Annotated in this window: 15 protein-coding genes and 1 rRNA gene; 4 read left to right on the top strand and 12 right to left on the bottom strand. The window is 52.3% G+C overall.

Going from position 1 to position 18,985, the window contains the following annotated elements; genetic code table 11:
- Nucleotides 1-21: 21 nt before the first annotated feature.
- From SIL79_RS18570 to SIL79_RS18590, 5 genes are all read right to left on the bottom strand, one after another.
- A 16S ribosomal RNA gene (locus tag SIL79_RS18570) occupies nucleotides 22-1,566 on the bottom strand.
- Between the two features lie 327 nt (nucleotides 1,567-1,893).
- Nucleotides 1,894-2,448 (bottom strand): D-glycero-beta-D-manno-heptose 1,7-bisphosphate 7-phosphatase, encoded by a 555-nt coding sequence (gene gmhB, locus SIL79_RS18575; protein WP_039035626.1) that lies wholly within the window; start codon nucleotides 2,446-2,448, stop codon nucleotides 1,894-1,896.
- Between the two features lie 193 nt (nucleotides 2,449-2,641).
- Nucleotides 2,642-3,166, bottom strand: coding sequence for a hypothetical protein (locus SIL79_RS18580; RefSeq protein WP_071476171.1), 525 nt, complete (start codon nucleotides 3,164-3,166; stop codon nucleotides 2,642-2,644).
- Between the two features lie 3 nt (nucleotides 3,167-3,169).
- Nucleotides 3,170-5,293, bottom strand: coding sequence for an aldehyde ferredoxin oxidoreductase (locus SIL79_RS18585; RefSeq protein WP_071476170.1), 2,124 nt, complete (start codon nucleotides 5,291-5,293; stop codon nucleotides 3,170-3,172).
- Nucleotides 5,294-5,307: 14 nt separating this feature from the next.
- On the bottom strand, nucleotides 5,308-5,952 hold the full coding sequence (locus SIL79_RS18590) for a 4Fe-4S dicluster domain-containing protein (RefSeq protein WP_039035623.1): 645 nt from the start codon (nucleotides 5,950-5,952) through the stop codon (nucleotides 5,308-5,310).
- 341 nt (nucleotides 5,953-6,293) lie between these two features.
- Here SIL79_RS18590 and SIL79_RS18595 point away from each other — a divergent pair, with 341 nt between their 5' ends.
- From SIL79_RS18595 to SIL79_RS18605, 3 genes are all read left to right on the top strand, one after another.
- On the top strand, nucleotides 6,294-8,621 hold the full coding sequence (locus SIL79_RS18595) for an OmcA/MtrC family decaheme c-type cytochrome (RefSeq protein WP_319619861.1): 2,328 nt from the start codon (nucleotides 6,294-6,296) through the stop codon (nucleotides 8,619-8,621).
- Nucleotides 8,622-8,877: 256 nt separating this feature from the next.
- The gene (locus tag SIL79_RS18600; RefSeq protein ID WP_039035620.1) at nucleotides 8,878-9,549 is read left to right on the top strand and encodes a GntR family transcriptional regulator; all 672 of its coding nucleotides are present in this window, start codon (nucleotides 8,878-8,880) and stop codon (nucleotides 9,547-9,549) included.
- An 87-nt stretch (nucleotides 9,550-9,636) separates the two neighbouring features.
- Nucleotides 9,637-10,713 (top strand): ketoacyl-ACP synthase III, encoded by a 1,077-nt coding sequence (locus SIL79_RS18605; protein ID WP_039035619.1) that lies wholly within the window; start codon nucleotides 9,637-9,639, stop codon nucleotides 10,711-10,713.
- Nucleotides 10,714-10,944: 231 nt separating this feature from the next.
- Here the strand turns inward: SIL79_RS18605 and SIL79_RS18610 are convergent, their stop codons facing one another.
- Entirely contained in the window at nucleotides 10,945-11,817 is an 873-nt protein-coding gene (locus tag SIL79_RS18610; protein WP_039035618.1) for a flagellar protein MotY, read from the bottom strand.
- Between the two features lie 141 nt (nucleotides 11,818-11,958).
- On the opposite strand from SIL79_RS18610, the gene rnt reads away from it, so the two are divergent.
- Nucleotides 11,959-12,627 (top strand): ribonuclease T, encoded by a 669-nt coding sequence (gene rnt, locus SIL79_RS18615; protein WP_039035617.1) that lies wholly within the window; start codon nucleotides 11,959-11,961, stop codon nucleotides 12,625-12,627.
- A gap of 156 nt (nucleotides 12,628-12,783) precedes the next feature.
- Here the strand turns inward: rnt and SIL79_RS18620 are convergent, their stop codons facing one another.
- From SIL79_RS18620 to prmB, 6 genes are all read right to left on the bottom strand, one after another.
- Nucleotides 12,784-13,800, bottom strand: coding sequence for a DUF3137 domain-containing protein (locus SIL79_RS18620; protein WP_162207284.1), 1,017 nt, complete (start codon nucleotides 13,798-13,800; stop codon nucleotides 12,784-12,786).
- Nucleotides 13,801-14,174: 374 nt separating this feature from the next.
- Complete coding sequence (locus SIL79_RS18625; RefSeq protein WP_039035615.1) at nucleotides 14,175-14,444, bottom strand: YfcL family protein; 270 nt, start codon at nucleotides 14,442-14,444, stop codon at nucleotides 14,175-14,177.
- 3 nt (nucleotides 14,445-14,447) lie between these two features.
- Nucleotides 14,448-15,575 carry an ATP-NAD kinase family protein gene (locus SIL79_RS18630; RefSeq protein ID WP_039035614.1) on the bottom strand — a complete coding sequence of 376 codons (1,128 nt, stop codon included), beginning with the start codon at nucleotides 15,573-15,575 and terminating at the stop codon, nucleotides 14,448-14,450.
- 42 nt (nucleotides 15,576-15,617) lie between these two features.
- Nucleotides 15,618-16,805, bottom strand: coding sequence for an MFS transporter (locus SIL79_RS18635; RefSeq protein WP_039035613.1), 1,188 nt, complete (start codon nucleotides 16,803-16,805; stop codon nucleotides 15,618-15,620).
- Nucleotides 16,806-17,900, bottom strand: a complete 1,095-nt coding sequence (aroC, locus tag SIL79_RS18640; protein ID WP_025010457.1) for a chorismate synthase — start codon at nucleotides 17,898-17,900, stop codon at nucleotides 16,806-16,808. It abuts the gene before it with no gap.
- A 96-nt stretch (nucleotides 17,901-17,996) separates the two neighbouring features.
- Complete coding sequence (prmB, locus tag SIL79_RS18645) at nucleotides 17,997-18,941, bottom strand: 50S ribosomal protein L3 N(5)-glutamine methyltransferase (RefSeq protein WP_039035611.1); 945 nt, start codon at nucleotides 18,939-18,941, stop codon at nucleotides 17,997-17,999.
- Nucleotides 18,942-18,985 lie beyond the last annotated feature (44 nt).

An 18,985-nucleotide genomic window follows, 5' to 3' on the forward strand; every position in this document is an offset into this window, starting at 1 on the left:
AAGCACCAATTATCGCTTAGGTAAGGAGGTGATCCAGCCCCAGGTTCCCCTAGGGCTACCTTGTTACGACTTCACCCCAGTCATGAACCACACCGTGGTAAACGCCCTCCCGAAGGTTAAGCTATCTACTTCTGGTGCAGCCCACTCCCATGGTGTGACGGGCGGTGTGTACAAGGCCCGGGAACGTATTCACCGTGGCATTCTGATCCACGATTACTAGCGATTCCGACTTCATGGAGTCGAGTTGCAGACTCCAATCCGGACTACGACCGGCTTTATGAGATTAGCTCCACCTCGCGGCTTCGCAACCCTCTGTACCGACCATTGTAGCACGTGTGTAGCCCTACTCGTAAGGGCCATGATGACTTGACGTCGTCCCCACCTTCCTCCGGTTTATCACCGGCAGTCTCCCTAAAGTTCCCGGCATTACCCGCTGGCAAGTAAGGATAGGGGTTGCGCTCGTTGCGGGACTTAACCCAACATTTCACAACACGAGCTGACGACAGCCATGCAGCACCTGTCTCAGAGTTCCCGAAGGCACCAATCCATCTCTGGAAAGTTCTCTGGATGTCAAGAGTAGGTAAGGTTCTTCGCGTTGCATCGAATTAAACCACATGCTCCACCGCTTGTGCGGGCCCCCGTCAATTCATTTGAGTTTTAACCTTGCGGCCGTACTCCCCAGGCGGTCTACTTAATGCGTTAGCTTGAGAGCCCAGTGTTCAAGACACCAAACTCCGAGTAGACATCGTTTACAGCGTGGACTACCAGGGTATCTAATCCTGTTTGCTCCCCACGCTTTCGTGCCTGAGCGTCAGTCTTTGTCCAGGGGGCCGCCTTCGCCACCGGTATTCCTCCAGATCTCTACGCATTTCACCGCTACACCTGGAATTCTACCCCCCTCTACAAGACTCTAGTTTGCCAGTTCGAAATGCGGTTCCCAGGTTGAGCCCGGGGCTTTCACATCTCGCTTAACAAACCGCCTGCGCACGCTTTACGCCCAGTAATTCCGATTAACGCTCGCACCCTCCGTATTACCGCGGCTGCTGGCACGGAGTTAGCCGGTGCTTCTTCTGCGAGTAACGTCACAGATGTAAGGTATTAACTTACACCCTTTCCTCCTCGCTGAAAGTGCTTTACAACCCGAAGGCCTTCTTCACACACGCGGCATGGCTGCATCAGGGTTTCCCCCATTGTGCAATATTCCCCACTGCTGCCTCCCGTAGGAGTCTGGGCCGTGTCTCAGTCCCAGTGTGGCTGATCATCCTCTCAGACCAGCTAGGGATCGTTGCCTAGGTGAGCCATTACCCCACCTACTAGCTAATCCCACCTGGGCTTATCCATCAGCGCAAGGACCGAAGTTCCCCTGCTTTCCCCCGTAGGGCGTATGCGGTATTAGCAGTCGTTTCCAACTGTTATCCCCCACAAATGGGCAAATTCCCAGGCATTACTCACCCGTCCGCCGCTCGTCATCTTCAAAAGCAAGCTTTTGAAATGTTACCGCTCGACTTGCATGTGTTAGGCCTGCCGCCAGCGTTCAATCTGAGCCATGATCAAACTCTTCAATTAAAGTTTTGGTTGATTCCGAAGAATCGACTCAATGAATTCTGTTCGTATGAACACTCTTCATCGAGTTAAATCGTTTTGTCGATTTCTCAATGCCTGTGAGTGTCCACACAGATTGCTTGATAGATTGTTAAAGAGCAAAGGAAGCCAGCCAAACATTTTAGCTTAAAGCATTCGATGTTTGAACCTTTGACTTCCAGACCCTGTCGCGGGTCAGTGGTTGCGCATTATAGGGAGCCTGAATTTTTGCGCAACCCCTAAAAGGCGATTTTTCTTATCAAAGTCTTCAAGTGTTCACTATTGCGCCAAGGCGCGCGCTAATCGACCAACTCAGGCCAATGATGCCAAGTATTTAGGTACATCGGCAATGCTATCCAGTACTACGCTCGCCTCATCCATAGCTTCCTGAGTCACCTCTTTACCACTTCTGACCAGGATCCGCACCGGGATCCCCGCCGCTTTGGCAGCGCGCATATCATCGGCCTTGTCACCGACCATTACACTGGCGGCAAGTTCCAGCTTAAGGAAACTGGCTGCACTGTTGATCATTCCCGCCTTGGGTTTACGACAGTCACAATCCTGTTTGTATTCACCTATGCCCTTCTCCGGGTGGTGCGGGCAGTAATAGATGCCATCGAGATCCACCCCCTTGTCGGCAAAGTTCCAATCCATCCATTCGGTGAGACTGGCAAACTGATCTTCAGTGTAGAGCCCACGGGCAATTCCCGACTGATTGGTCACCACCACCAGCTTATAGCCTTGGCACTTCAACGCCAGGCAAGCATCAAAGACACCTTCAATATATTCAAAATCATCTATTTGATGTACATAGCCGTGATCGACATTGATTACACCATCTCTATCCAAAAAAACCGCTCGGTTCACTGTTTGCCTCCCAGAAAGCGAATGGCAATATTATTCCACTCATTGCGGCAAAATGCACTGTGAGAACAGGCTTATGTTGTGAGCTTGACGGCAGAGGATAAGAAAAACCGGGCATTGGAGCCCGGGATAGGTGCCTCGCCCGGATGTCTGATGCTCGGGAGCACGCCCGCAGGGAGGCATCAGACATCCAGACTCAGCATGACCATTCAAACGGGTCGTAATCAGCGAGCACTCTGGCATACTCAGGACTCAGACCATCGGTGGAGAAGTAATACCCCTTGCCATCGTTGCCTATGTCATAGCGTATGTCGTCATATTCCGGCATCGCCAATAACTGTTGTTGCAGCGCCTGCTGCGCTTCGGCATCCAAGCTATAAGGGGGATAGCCCAAAACCGAAGCCTCAAGCACAGCGGTATGGCGACAACTGGCTTCGCGTATCTGCTGCGCCAGGGTCGAGGCAACTTCCCCACGTTGCAGTGCCAACCAACGGTTGGCATAACTGTCTACCATGTAACGGTCTGAATAGAAGAAGTGTTCTCCCTCTGATACACGCATCTTCAGGTCCTTGTGTTCAGGCGCCAGGATCAAACGGATATACTCTTGCACCGCATCCACAGTCTTCTCTGAGTCATCCCCCGCCACAGCCAACAGCTGCGGCAGGGAAACCAGGCGTCCGTGTTGGCTGAACAACCGGATAAAGTCCACCAGTTCCAGCATGCTTTATCCCGGCAACAAGCCACGGGCCTCCAGAGCATCGGCTGCGTAACCCAGGCCGAATTTTTCCAGGGTTGATCTCAGCGGTGCCCCGGTTTGCCTGTCCCAACCAAAATCGTCATAGAACATATCCAACGCCTTTTGAATATCGTCCCTGTCCATCTTGATGGTGCCTTCATCGCCGAAGGCTTTATCGGGGTCCAGGTCGTAAACCCAATCGCAGAGCACATCGTGCTCATTGCGCATATTGATCTCATTCATTTGAATGATAGTCAGCGCCCGGTGCAGATGCAGTACCCGCTCGGCCATAAAGTCGAGCTCAGTCTCAGTCACTTCTTTACCTGTAACCAGAGAGAACATCTGGGATTCTATGGTGCTGTCTCCGCGGTAGTTACGATTCTTGTCCGGCGAAGCCAGCAAGGGGAACATCCAGTTACAGAGAGTCAATGAGTCGTGCAGCACGTTTTTCACCAAAGACCACTTGGCAAACTTAACCTTGGCCGGGTTTATTGGGGTATACCATTTCACCTTATCAAAGGCACCTTCGCCCCAGAATTCGGCGGCTATGGTTTCTATCATGTCCTGAGGCAAGCCACAGTTAACAATATTGATATGGGAGTGACACTGAGCATCGCGGTTGAACACCATATTGATCAGGGTGCCCACCTGCCCTGCGGTCTCACTGGCATGGTGCACAGCGGCGTTGGTCTTCTTATTGAAAATTTTCACCGAGGATTCTTTGTGGATATCCCAATAACCGAGATCCGGATTACGTCCATCCAGTTTCCAGCGCTCAATCAGATCCGACATGCCATCGGCCATATGGGCAATTTCCCCTTCGCGATAGGCGATACGGCGGTAAAAATCGATAAGGAACGCCGGATCTTTCTTGTCCCACAGATCCCAAGGGATGCTGTCAAACTCCTCTTTAGGCAACAGATATTGGAACATATCGTGTTTTTTAAGGTATTTGAACAGGTGCGAAATCAGACCATAGTTACACCAGATGCCATAATCGTCGATCAGGTTGCCCCCCAGAGCACCTGTCATCGCATGTTCTTCCGAGCCCTTCTTGGTATCCATCAGATACTGAGGCGCCAGGAATCCCATGCAGACGTTGGAGATATGTTCGCTCTTACGACCATATTTCTGTTTCAGCTCAGGCACCTTGAGTTCACAGAAGCAGCGAATGGGGCAGGCATGACAGCCACCGGTACGCTTCATCCATTTGTTGGCGTACTCTTCACCGAAGTACATCTCGGCCATTGAGGTACGGAAGCCTACCTTGTTACGTTCATTCCACGGCACCTCGCCCAGCTCAATCTGCTGATCCGACTGCCCCCATTTGAGCCCCGGACGCGCTTTCCAGCGGCTGATACCATTGGAGTATTCGGCCCAGGACTGCGGAGTTGAAGGTACAACCCCTTGGTTGTTGGCACCTATTATCCCCAGAATATGGTCATCGAGCCGACGCATGTTGGCATTATCGGCGGCAATAGCCACAGCCCCTGTGCCTATGATGCCTATCCCTTTAAAATTCTTTGACCCGAGCACGGCGCCATGACCACCGGCAGAATGCCCTCCCTGAGTCATAATCACTGACAGCGGCACCTGATTCTCCCCCGCCTGGCCTATGGCAGCCACCTGGGCATTGGGGCCCATCATTTCGGCTATCATGGCGTGGGTATCAAAAATCCCCTTACCCCAGAGCGCGGCGGCTGATTCCAATGTAACTTTACCGTCTTCAACTCTGAGCCATACCGGTGCGGCGGCGCGACCTTCAATGGCGATGGCATCAAATCCGGCATATTTCATTGCCGGTGAAAAATGACCACCGAAATGTCCATCAGAAATCAGATGATCTTTAATCACCGGGCTGCGGGAAGTAATAGTTGTACGACCAGTACAAATCACCCCAGAACCAGTTAGCGGGCCGGCGGAGAATACAATAATATTTTCAGGATCTGTGGCCTTGATATTATCTTTATGGCCATCCCAAAGAATCTTATAGCCTATCCCCATACCACCAATATAATCATGATACTTATCTGTTGACTCTGTTGTAATATCACCGGTTGTTAAATTAACTCTTAATACTTTACCGGCCCATCCGCCAAGTTTATCTGTCATTTTTTATTACCTCATTAACCGATCAGGCCAGTATATTTTTCATATTGTTCGAGTGCAGCTTCCGCCTGTTCCCAGGTATAAAACTTAATCGCACCGGTTGGACAAACCTGGGCGCAAGCCGGTTCGCCCTGACACAGGTCGCATTTCACGGCTTTCATTTTGCTACGTACAACTTTGATCACTTGTTGCGGACATTTATCGGCACAATAACCACAGCCGACACAGCGCTTTTCATCTATCACTTTAGCGCCGGTTTCCGGATGAGTTGAAATAGCCTGCTGCGGACAGACCTCTGTACAAACCTCACAATGGCGACAAGTGGCCGGCACCACAGTTCGATCGCCGCACTCACCCCGCTGCTCTGTGTAATTGAATTGCACACCATGAGGCCCATAGTTCATGTTGTGTTCGACTTTGACCCTTGCCAGGGTTGGGCTGCAATCACCTTCATGGTTCCAGCCACAGGCGATTTCACAGCGACGGCAACTGACGCAGATAACCGGATTAACCACCATCAATCCACCGGGTAACACCTCAACCTTTTCATCGCTGTCGTTGTCGCTGCCACAACCGGTAAGAAAGCTGATAAGCGTTCCACCATAGACAGTGCCTACGGCAGCTCCCATACTCCCTTTCAGCATTCCTCGTCTGGTAATCATATTGCGTTCCTTAATTAGTTTAAGAAATATTATTTAAATATGCATACACCAAAAACCCGACGACTCATGCTAATTAAATCCAGACATTTTTTCCCAATCTGAGTCACATTTACTCACAGGTAAGCCAGCCAATCTCATTATCTAAAACCATAATCAAATATTAAAATTACAATCTTCTCAAAATAGAAAAATACAACTTAGACTGAATCTGCGCTTATCAGTTATAGCTGGAACATATTGACGATGGTCACAGACAAATTATTCAAATCAAATAGATTAAGCCTCGCATACATTCCTAATTAGAAATCCCGACAGAATCTAAAAACTTAAAGGAATGGGAAATGATGAAATTCAAGCCTAAAAACGCCTGGTGGAAACTATCTCCACTGGTGGTTTGCTTATTGGCTGCATGTTCCGATGGCGATGACGGCCAAGTGGGTCCTCCTGGCGAAGTGGGGATCAATATTGCCAAAGCCAAATCACTGCAGGCCAATATCGAAGCCGTCACCATAGATGAGCAGACCCGGGTTTCGGTCGACTTTTTCTTAAGCGACTCCAACGGTGTTGCCGTGACAGGACTGGAACAACTGGAACAGGTTTCAGCCTTGGCCATGGGCATAGCCAAGTTGGGCAGCGCCCAGCCCATGTACGGCGATTCAAAGCCGGCAGAGGGACGCTATGCAATAAGCCGCGCCCCCCAATGGATAAGCTATATCAATAAACTGGTTGAGCCGGGGACAGGGGCAACAGCACAGGCCGCAGCGCAGTGGCAAGCCGGGATTGAGAGTGACTGCAAACTCGACTGCCTACAGAGCCTAGGCCAGGGGCGTTACCGTTATCAATTCAGCAAGGCACTCAATCAATACCCAAGCTTTGAAGGGCTCGATACCCAGTATGAGAGTGATAAGACTCACAGGGTCTATCTGGAACTCAAACCCGCTGCCGACAGTTCACCGAGCAGTATGCTTATCAACAGTGTCTATGACTTTATTCCGGCAACCGGCCAAGCCGCCGCAGCCGAAGACAGCCGGGTACTGATGGATCAGCAGCAGGCATGTTATCGCTGCCACGGCAGTGACAGGGATAACAGTGAGGCGCGTTTGTTAATGCACGGCAGTAAGCGTTTTGCCTTTGAAGGCTGTGTCATGTGCCACACCAGTTATTCGGGCGACCCTGAAACCGGCTCAGCGCTTGATATGGCGACCCTGACACACAAAATTCACCAGGGCGACTATAAGGTCGTTGGCTATCGGGGCCATGAATATGACTACAGCCAATTACACTATCCCGGTGATATCAACGACTGTAAAAGCTGCCATATTCCTGATGCGGCGCCGCAGGCCAGTCAATACTTTATTCCCGGCAGTAACAGTTGCCTGAGCTGTCACAGTAAAGATGCCCCGGATGACTGGAATGGCAGTGCCAGTGCGTTATTCCACGATAGAGAACTCTTCCCCAGAGGGTGGCAACAGAGCTGCTCCGGTTGCCATCCGGACGCCAGTAATCCTGAGGGCGCAGGTAAAATCCACCTGAGCCTTGGCAGGACAAGCAAACTCATCAAACAGGAGTACGCCTTTGCGATCTCCTCCGCCGCTATCAATGGCGACAAGCTGAGTATCAGCCTGGATTTTCGCAGTCAAGGCCGCCTGCCTGCAGACGATCCGGCCATTGAGTCTTTGTGGCTGACCGTCAGTGGCGATCCTGAGCCGCTTAATCGTCCGCTCAACAATGGTCAGCGCAAGATTTGGAATTTGACCAACCCTGGGGATGACGTCACCCTGGCCATGCAGGGGCACAGTCTCAACGCCGCCATAGGCCCGCTTCAGATAGCGGATTTCGGTGAGCCGGACAAGACTCAAGTTCGGGCAAAACTGGTTGTCTGTGCCGATCCCAATACAGGTTTTGCGGTGGCTTGCGATACCAGCTCTACCCGAATCGAAGTGATTGCCGCTAACCCCTTGTCGCTCATCGGCGCCCCGGCGAGCAGCAAAGCCATTGCCGATGAAACCGCTTGCCAGCGCTGTCATGACAACGATATGCAGCAGCGGGTTGTCAGTGCTCATACTCTGGCCAGTCATTTCCAGCCAGGTAATGACAGTTGCGGCAGTTGTCATGCGCCTCAAGGTGCCACGGCGCTGACCGACAAGAGCTGCAACGACTGCCACAACAATGACACCAATATGTACTTAAATGCGGGGCTGAAACACACTCCGGGCATGGATCAGATAAAAGCTGTCCGTACCCTGAATAACAGCCTGAATTACAGGGAAATGGTGCATTCGCTGCACAGTGGTACCCGTACTGTGGCCGGTATGGGTGGCGATCGAGAAACAGCCACTTATCCCAAGCCAGCCAATGATTGCCGCGCCTGCCATAGCAAGGGTCAACTTACATTGGATGGACTGAGCCAGAGCGCCTCCGTGTTGGTCGCCACTCCCGGCGCCACCGAGAAAGGCCAAATAGCCGAGTATTCTCCAACGGTTGCAGCCTGTGGTGGTTGCCATGTCCAGGTGGACGATTGGGCCAGCCATGCCGAAGCCTTCGGTGGCGTTTTCCAAAAGGATGCCAGTGGTGGACCTGTATATCTGAGCGGCAGCGAAAGCTGCGCCATCTGTCATGCCGAGGGACGTAATAACGGTGTCGACAAGGTACACGGCCTCGGGGATTGAGCCTCATTGCCTTATCGGCCAAAACGGCGCTTCGGCGCCGTTTTTATATGCAGTTTTTATCAATTCAGGAGCTCAAACCTGCCAATCCGACACAGCTGCCATGATAGCGCCAACTGAGCACTGCTCTGCTCGAAATCCACCATCATCTTGATCGATGCAGAAACAGGAAGCACTAGTGGTTTCCCTTTATTTATCTGAATATTCGCTGTAGTCTTAATCGGATCAAAACCGAATAACGTATACAAAGACGGGATCTATGAGTCGAACTACCCCCATCGTTCATAAAACGCGCACTCAGGTTGTGGTCGAAGTGTTGCGGGAAAAAATTCTTTCAGGGGAAATCGCAGCCGGTGAACCGTTGCGTCAAAGCGCCCTGGCAGAAGAGATGAATGTCAGCCGGATTCCGGTCAGGGAAGCCCTTTTGCAACTGGAAGCCGAGGGGTTGGTCAAGTTTGAAGCCCATAAAGGCGCCACGGCTACCGAACTATCGGTTGAACAAGTCAGCGAGTTATTTGAACTCAGAGCACTGATTGAAACTGATCTCCTTGCCAAAGCCATTCCAAACCTGCAGGATGAAGATCTGCGTCAGGCCGAAGCCGTACTGGACAAACTGGAATCCGCCTTTAAACAGGATGATGCCGTGGGCAGTTGGAGCGAACTCAACACAGAGTTCCACACAAGTTTGTACCGCGCCGCCAACCGTCCCCATACCATGGAAGTCGTACATGGTCTGAACACCAACTGTGATCGCTATATCCGCTTACAGTTGTTGCTGACAGGCGGTATCCCCCGAGCCGAACAGGATCACAGGGATCTACTGCAATTATGTCGGCAAAAGAAAATAGATGAGGCCGTGGTCCTGTTGAGGGCCCACATACTGCACGCTGCCAATGCCATTCGCGAATTGGTAGCCCAACAGGTGAGCTGAAAAATCACGACCCTTTCCAAGCAATAGCGCTTTAGTTGTCCAAAAGACAGATCTGGCTTCTGTCTTTTTATTTTGAGAGTAAATTCAATGCAGTACGCCACTATTACCGGCTGGGGAAAGTGCGTTCCCCCTGCCGTACTGACCAATCATGATCTGGCCACCTTTATCGATACTTCCGATGAATGGATTAAACCCAGAACAGGGATTAGCCAGCGTCATATAAGCCACGTCAACACTTCTGAATTGGCCACAGTCGCTGCCCAGCATGCACTGGCCGCCGCCGGCATAGAAGGTAGCGAACTGGACATGATTATCCTGGCCACCGCCAGCCCGGACACCCTGATCCCCAACATAGCCTCGACCGTGCAGGCCAATGTAGGCGCAACCTGTGCCGCCTTTGACATCAACGCCGCCTGCAGTGGCTTTCTCTATGGCGTAGGCCTGGCCACCGCCCAGATAAAGAGTGGTCAATGCAAGAAAGTCCTGGTTATCGGCGCCGAGCGTCTCAGCTTCTATCTCGACTGGTCAAGAAGAGAGACCGCAGTACTGTTCGGTGATGGTGCCGGTGCTGTGGTGCTGGAAGCAACAGACAGCCCATGTGGCGTACTGGGCTATGAGCTCAACAATGACCCAGGTGGCCGCGATATTTTGAAGGCCAGTTTCGGGACGGGTATGGATAGATTTGTCGCCGAGTCGCTGGACTTCTACATTCAGTTCGACGGCCAGGAGATTTTCAAACGTGCCATCAACGGTATGGGTAAACTCAGCGCCCAAGTATTGGATAAATGTGGCTTGGATAAAGAACAAGTCGATTGGGTAATCCCCCATCAGGCTAACGAGAGGATCATCGACACTCTGGTACACAGAATGAAGATCCCCAAAGAGAAGGCCTTCGTCAATATAGCCAACTATGGCAACACCTCGGCCGCGACCATTCCCATCGCTATCTGTGATGCGTTGGAAAAAGGCATGATCAAGCCAGGACAACACATTCTGTCCTGTGCCTTCGGCGCTGGCCTCACCAGCGCGGCCTTGCTGCTGAAATGGGGTGATAGAGTCACACCGCTGAAACAGAGCGATGCCGAGCTGCCGCCATGCGAGCAGACAGGTATTGAACTGGTAAAACGCGCAGTAGACTATTTCTGCCATCGCGATAAGGCTTAAACGAATTAAGCAGAACCCCAAACAAAATGCCGTTCACTTTCAATGAACGGCATTTTCGTTTTTAGATGCCATACTTGGCCAGGAATAACATGTCCGGTCGCAACAAAAAGTTGCGCTGACGAATATAGAGTAAAATGCTTGCCGAAATAAACTCACTCAATTATACCGCTTTCTAAAAAAGAGAAGGCCTCGAGGTCTTATTCGCACCTTCTCTTAGGTCAGTTCTTGGCCCTACTTGAGCGGTTTGCTTATCCGGATGACTACCCGACGGTTACGGACCCGTTCATCACTGGAATCATTGGATGCCACATGCCGCCGTTCGCCGTGTCCTTCAGTATGGATCCTGTCTCCCGGGATACCCCGTGCGACAAAAAAATCTTTAACGGAATCAGCTCTCTGTTGTGAAACCTTCTGGTTAATGCTGCGGCCGCCATAACTATCGGTATAGGCATCAATCAGCACCAGCTCCACTTCAGGATCATAGGCCAGATACTCCTGCACCCGCGCCAGCTGCGCCTTGGAATAACGGGTCAACTCAGTACCGCCCATCTCATAGGTAAGCACGGTAAAGGCGATATCATCGAAACTGTAAGGCAGTAGATTGGCCAGACACTGCTTGAACTCGCGGTATTTCTGGGCAAAGTTGGCCGCGGAAAGGCCGACCGCCACCGTGTGGCTTTGGTTGTACCAATCGCTGTAGTAGAAAGTGGGTTCCATGCCGCGATCCAGCTCAGTCAGCATGGACCAGGCGGCCTGTTTCGGCACTTCGCCATTGAAGTATTTCTGGTAGCTCAACTCGGTAATCGCCTTTGATGTCACCCCGGGACGCCAGGCCGGCGCTTTGCTCATCAAGCGAGCATGAGTCACTGCATCAGGCTTTTGCCACATGTCCAGAGTAAACTGCAGATTCAGCTCTTTACCCGCATGACTGGAAAACACAGCTTTGCCGTAGGAGGGAATATCGTGCTCGAGGCTGCAACCTATGGGGGTGTTTTGCGCCACACGCCAATGAGAGTCGTCGAGTGACGCCACATAGTGCCTGAGATCCGCCATCGCCGACCACGGCAGACAAAGAGTCGACAGCAGAAACAGTTTACGCCACATAGAAATCTCTCTTTTCACACACCATGTTGTCTCTATCGGCAAAGAAATTCATTCCTTTAGCCTATAAAAACAACAATCGAACATGACACCCTGTTGATGTTTTAGCATAATAGCCGCTTCGTTATTTTCCAGGGGAAATGCATGACTCAGCCAAGCCTAGCCAACCAACTCAAGCACAGATTCAGGGGCTATTTCCCTGTGGTGATCGACGTGGAGACCGCTGGCTTCAATGCGCAGACAGACGCGCTGCTGGAGATTGCCGTCAGTCTGCTGAAGATGGATGCCGAGGGCAATCTGGGAATAGACAGAACCCTGCACTACCATATCGAACCTTTTGAAGGCGCCAACCTCGAGCCGGAGGCGCTGGCATTCAACGGCATAGATCCCAACAACCCCCTCAGGGGCGCCGTCAGCGAGAAAGAAGCTTTTCTGGAGATATTCAAGGCGGTGAAAAAAGCGCAGAAAGCAGCCGACTGCCACAGATCTATCATAGTGGCTCATAATGCCGCCTTCGATCACGGCTTTGTCAGCAAAGCAATCGAGCGCAATGATATCAAGCGCTCGCCGTTTCATCCCTTTGCTACTTTTGACACCGCCACGCTGGCCGGATTGGCCATAGGACACACAGTACTGGCCAAGGCCTGCAGCTTGGCCGGGATCCCCTTTGACAACAAAGAAGCCCATTCGGCGCTTTATGATACAGAGCGCACCGCCGAGCTGTTCTGCTACATAGTGAACCGCTGGAAAGCTCTTGGCGGCTGGCCTTTGCCTGCCACTGCCGAAACCGACACCCCGCAAGGGGATATCTAAACCGGCTCAGACATATAAGCCGACTAAAACTCTGGGATTTCCTGGCCTCAAGCCAAACTATTTGAGCGTTTGGCTTGAGGGTGCATCAGCAACCACCGACCAGTGACCAGAAAACAAAGACAGCCCGGCTCAAAACCAAGCTCTTGAGCCTCATATTTAAAGCCCGGTGCGACTGTCGAGTTTAAGAGCCTTAATCAAATCGAACACTTCATGGATCTCTTTAAACACTTGCTCTATGTCTGCGCTGAGATCCAGCGGCTTGAGTAGATCAAGTTGCGGCTCAAAATAGCTATGCTGACAGGCTATTTTGACAAACAATCGCCCCTGTTTAAAACAGGCTTCCAGCTCACCTTGATAAAATCCTGATAGTGACAACAAACGTTCCATGGTCACTGTATTAAGCACATATCTGGCTTCAAGCTGATCGTCACTGTAAACTTCAAATCTACGCTCAAAGTCCGGGTCTTCCAGCTTTACCCGCGTGAGTTTGCTTCTAAACTGCGCCAAGCCATTGGCCATAAAACCTTTATCGCGGCGCACCTGGATGGTGGCGGAAAATCTCTTTGGCAGCTCGAACTCTATCACTATGCCATCGAATAGCGTCTTATATTGGGGACCATTATCGTTCTTGCCTGTGCGTTCGAGTAACGTCAGTTCCCTAAGCAGAAAAGGCACATTAAGATACTTGCCTCTGACTGAGTTTTGAAAATAACCTTTGTCATAGTCGGGAAAGAGACCATAGTCTTTATAGCTTTCCAGTTCAGGCAATCCCGGAGGATTGAACGCAAAGCTTTTACCGAAATAACCCAGCAGTAAAGGATAGATCTCCTCGACTATCTGGGTACGCAGTTCACCTATCTCACTGCCTGCCCAGATATTGGCCAACACCACCAATCCCAGGGATACCAAGGCGCCGCCAAAACCAATGAAAAACACCCCATCTTTAAAATCCAGCATGAAAGCGCCATAGAAACTCATGGCAAAAAACAGCAAAAATGCCGGAATGCCGATAAAGGTGAGAGGCGCAACTATCTTTCTACGCTCTTTATACCTGGCAGCGGCGGCCTCTCGTACCGACTCATAACGCCGACACTTGGGGGCAATCTTTTTCCCGTAATACTGGCCGAAGGCCAGCTTGTCCTGCTCCGGGATCTCCAACTCCATTGAATTCATCCTGTTTTCTTTATTTTTGCCATTTTTGCCGAGCCAGCCCGTGACTATCCGACAATAGTCTCTAAGCCTCAGACTAAGCAGTTGGCAAAATGCACAACGAACACTGAGACTAACACTTCCCCCATTTACCGCAGCAGTTCACCAAAGGTCTCTTTTACTCCGGTAACCCGGCGTGCTCCAGAGAACAAAAACGCTGTCGAATAAAACTATTCTTACGTAGGGCTTTAAAGAGACAAAAATCCGATGACTCTTGTCATCGGATAATATTTATTTCGATAATATTGACGGCATTACAGCTTTCCTTTTCAACAAGGAGCCACTGCGGGTTTTATACCCGGAACAACAACAAACTTGTCTCGCTGCGCCGACAAAACTCAGGCGGCGATTCGTTGTTTCAGTTCTAACCAAGCGTTATCCACCAAACGATAGTCGGCATCTTCAAGCTCTTTAGCTGCCAGTTTCAGGCATTGTTGCATCCGCTCATTCAAGGCATCCAGCCCTTGCTCTGACTCGTTTTCCAGCTCGGCCAGCACCACGGCAAAATGGCCTTGAAGGTAACCGCTGGCAAACAGGGCATCATCGTCACCGCCGGCCACTATCTCGCCAATCCACTGCTCCAATGCCTGTTCGTACTTCTCTAACATGCTCTACTCCGCTAAGTCTGGGTTGGCCACCTGATACATCACGTAATCCCGGTAACCTGTCACAATTCGATAATAGCCACTAAGTTCGCTATCCAATTTCTGGTCGCCACTATCCACGATAAGCGGCCTGCCTTCAAGTGCTTTTAGTTTGCTTTTGGTGGCAAGAATGATGATATTTTCCTTGCCAATGCGCCGGATAAGCTCGGGCGACAACTGCTGATTGCCACGGCCAAGAATGTGCCCTTGCCCACCTATCAGGGTAATGATCAACTTAACCTTTTGATTTTCAGTGGCGCTCAATAACTGCGCCGCATTAAGATCCGAGGCCAGCAGGGTCTTGTTCTGCACCAGATCTACCCCGAGCAAGGTATTATCGAGCCCCAGCTCCTCCATCACGGCCGCCACTGTACTGCCGGAGCCCATGATATAGAGCTCATCTTCCATATCGCCGACCACCTCGGCGGCAATATCCGCCAGCACCAGTTCATCTACCTCGCGGCCACCCATCTTCACCGCCTGGATATATCGCGGCTCGGCAGGTACTGTCATTTCACCATAACGCCGCGCCCTTACCGTGCCTTGGCGGAAGGCCTCTTCATCTATGTCCATCACATCGGCGCTCATCAGACTCACCAGGGCACCTTCCAGCAGCTGCTTCAATACCAGCCCGGATGCGTGGGGAGTAATGCCGTAAACACCCGAATGAATTTTGACCCCGGCCGGTACACCGAGTACGGGGAAGTGCTCACCGACAACGCCGTAAATATCCCTTGCCGTGCCATCGCCGCCGGCAAACAGTAGCAAGTCCAGCTCCTGCGCCATCAAGGCCTTGGCGGCAGCCTGGGTATCACTGCGACTGGTATCCGTTGCCGCCTGGTAACACACCTCGGTGCGAAAACCCAGCTTTTGCGCCAAGTCGGCGCCCATGTTCCCCGAGGCGGTATAGATTTGCAGGCGCTCGGCAAAAGGTGTTATCACAGCCAAGGCCTGTTCCATTCGCAGACCGGCCTTGGGGGTGGCACCCAGGCTCAGCGCCTCTTTTGCCACACCGTCACTGCCCTTGAGGGCCACACTGCCTCCAAGCCCGGCCAGCGGATTAATGATAAGGCCCAGTCGAAACATTTTACTCATAACTCTCTCCGGCAAATGATGCTCTGCTCTTGTAAGAAATCATCAGGCGTCAATGGGGTCACTCTGTGATTGACGCCTGGAGTCGCTACCCGGAATAGCCAGCACGGCCAACATGGACAGCAAGGCGCACGCGGCGGCAAACACCCAACACCAGAAGGCGCCGCTGCCATCGCCCCAAATCAGGCCACAGATCCAGGTACCCAAAGCGCCGCCGACGCCAAAGCTCAAACTGGCATAAAGTGCCTGGCCCTTGCTGCGGTGACTGATATCAAAATTACGGTGCACAAACTGGATGGATGCCGCATGGGTCAAACCAAAGGTAAAGGCATGCAGCAGTTGGCTGAGCCCCAAAAGCAACATGCTTTCGGCGCCAAAAGCCACCAGCAGCCAACGCAGCGCGGTCATGCCTATGCTCACCAGCAGCAGCGTCTTGACCCCATAGCGACCGAGTAACCTGGGCGCTATCATAAACATGAAGATTTCCGCCACAGCCCCTAGCGCCACAAAAATACCGGCGCTGGCCTCTGTGTAACCCACCTGTTTGAGATAAAGCACGAAAAAGCCGTAGAAAGGCCCGGCGCTGGCTTGTAGCAACATGGCAGACAGTAAAAACCACAGCAGCGGCCGCCCGAGTTTAAGTGCCGGCTTATCCTGCCCGGCCCCCGCCGAGGCGCGATTCGAAGGCAAAGGTAAGGCACAGCCCAGTAACCCGAGAAACAGACTCAGCCCGACATAGAGCAGCACCTCGGGGCCAAACTCCTTGATGGCCCAGCCAGTACCCACCACCAGCACGATATAGCCGACACTGCCGAAACTTCGAATGAGGCCATACTTGTTGGCTTCAGTACCCAGGGTCTCCAGGGTGATCACCTCAAGTTGCGCCAGAATCGCATTCCAGAAAAAGGTATAAAGGGCCAGACTCAGCGCCAGATAGAGAAAGCCGCCATGATAAAAGAAACTCAGATAGGTCAAGGCGGCGGCAAAGGCGCCGAGCTTGATAAGCTCAGAGCGCATGCCGGTGCGATCCGCCACCAGCGCCCAGACATTGGGCGCGACTATGCGGGTTGCCATGAGTATGGCCAGCAGGAAGCCTATTTCGGCGGCATCGAAACCGCGGTTGTCAAAAAATACCCCCAGATAGGGCACCATGACACCGAGTATGCCAAAGAAGAAAAAATAGCAGGCAGAAAGCCAGGCGAGCTGTCCCCCTGCGGGAAACAGTCCGCGCATTTATCGCATTCCAAGTACAGGTGTAAGGCTGCTGACATCCTGGTTTTGGGCCCGATGACGCAGCAAGTGATCCATCAAGACTATCGCCAACATGGCTTCGGCAATGGGCACGGCGCGGATCCCGACACAGGGGTCGTGCCGCCCCTTGGTCACCACTTCGGCCTCTGTGCCCTGCACTGTCATGCTCTTGCCTGGCACGCTGATACTGGAAGTGGGTTTCAGCGCCATATGGGCCACTATCGGTTGCCCGGAAGAGATACCCCCGAGCACGCCGCCGGCATGGTTGCTGTCAAACCCGGCAGGCGACATCAGATCTCTGTGCTCTGAGCCCTTTTGGTTAACAACGGCAAAACCATCGCCGATTTCAACGCCCTTGACCGCATTAATCCCCATCAGTGCATGGGCAATATCGGCATCGAGACGGTCAAATACCGGTTCGCCAAGGCCGACCGGCACATTTGTGGCCACCACACTGACCTTGGCACCGATGGAATCACCGGATTTTTTCAGCTCGCGCATATAGTCATCCAACGCTTCCAACTTGGAGGCATCGGGGAAGAAAAAGGGGTTCTGTTCCACCTGCGCCATATCCAGAGTGTCGGCGCAGATAGGCCCAAGCTGGGAAAGATAACCCTGGATCTCAATGCCGTGTACTGCCTTGAGGTATTTCTTCGCCACAGCCCCTGCCGCCACCCGCATGGCAGTTTCCCGCGCCGAGGAGCGGCCACCGCCGCGATAATCGCGCAGGCCATATTTTTGTTGATAGGTATAGTCGGCATGTCCGGGACGGAACAGATCTTTAATATTGGAGTAGTCCTGACTGCGCTGATCGGTATTTTCAATCAACAGGCCGATGGAGGTGCCTGTGGTCTTGCCCTCAAACACGCCGGAGAGAATACGCACCTGATCCGGCTCGCGCCTGGCGGTAGTGTAACGGGAAGTCCCCGGACGGCGACGGTCGAGGTCCTGCTGCATATCGGCTTCAGTCAGCTCAAGCCCTGGCGGGCAGCCATCGATAATGCAGCCCAGTGCAAGCCCATGGCTTTCACCAAAAGTGGTGACGACAAAGTTCTGACCTATGCTGTTTCCCGACATCCGCTTAATTTCCCCCTAGAGATAAAGTGACCGGCCGTAGAGGTTCGGCCATCCGAACCTCGGCTTTACAGGCCCATTGGCTAATGGGCCGCTTTATTATTCACTGTCTTTATAGATGGCGAACAGTGATTGATTTTCAACTAACTGATCTTTTGTCAGCACAAACACCCCATCGCCGCCATGTTCAAAGCTGACCCAGGTGAAAGGTACATCGGGGAAAAGCTCAATCAGATGCACCATGGAGTTGCCCACTTCCACCACCAGAATACCCTCATCTGTGAGGTAATCGGCGGCGTTGGCCAGAATGCGCTTGGTGATATCCAGGCCGTCTCGACCGGACGCCAAACCAATTTCCGGCTCATGGCGATACTCATCCGGCATATCGGCAATATCTTCGGCATCGACATAAGGTGGGTTGGACACAATCAGATCGTACTGCGGCGCTCGTGGCACTGCGCTGAAAAGGTTGGACTGCATGGGAAACACCCTGTCCATCACACCGAGCGACTCAACGTTTATCTGTGCCACTTCCAGTGCATCCTCGCTGATATCCAGCGCATCGACCTCGGCTTCTTCAAACTGATAGGCACAGGCGATGGCGATACAGCCACTGCCGGTGCAAAGGTCGAGGATCCGTCTTACCGGCTTGTTGTAGAGCCAGGGGCCGAATCCGTTTTGGATCATCTCGGCAATCGGTGAGCGAGGCACAAGCACCCTTTCATCCACATAGAAGTCCAGCCCGGCAAAACGGGCGGTGTTGGTCAGATAAGGCACGGGTAAACGCTCGCGTACCCGGCGGATGATAAGCTCAACTATTTTGTGTTTTTCGCTGCTGGTGAGATTGGCGTGGATCACCTGCTGACCAATGTCATCGGGCAGATGCAGGGCGTGAAATACCAGGGAAACCGCTTCGTCCCACGCGTTATCTGTACCATGACCATAATAAACATTGGCGTCATTGAAACGGCTGACGGCCCAGCGCAACATGTCGCCTACCGTCCGCAATTCGGTGACGGCTTCATCCACAAAGATCTTATCCAAAATCTGACTCCGGCTTTATTCTTATTCCGCCCCCATTGTAACTG

Source organism: Shewanella indica, from assembly GCF_033842865.1.
GTDB classification, from domain to species: Bacteria; Pseudomonadota; Gammaproteobacteria; order Enterobacterales; family Shewanellaceae; genus Shewanella; species Shewanella indica.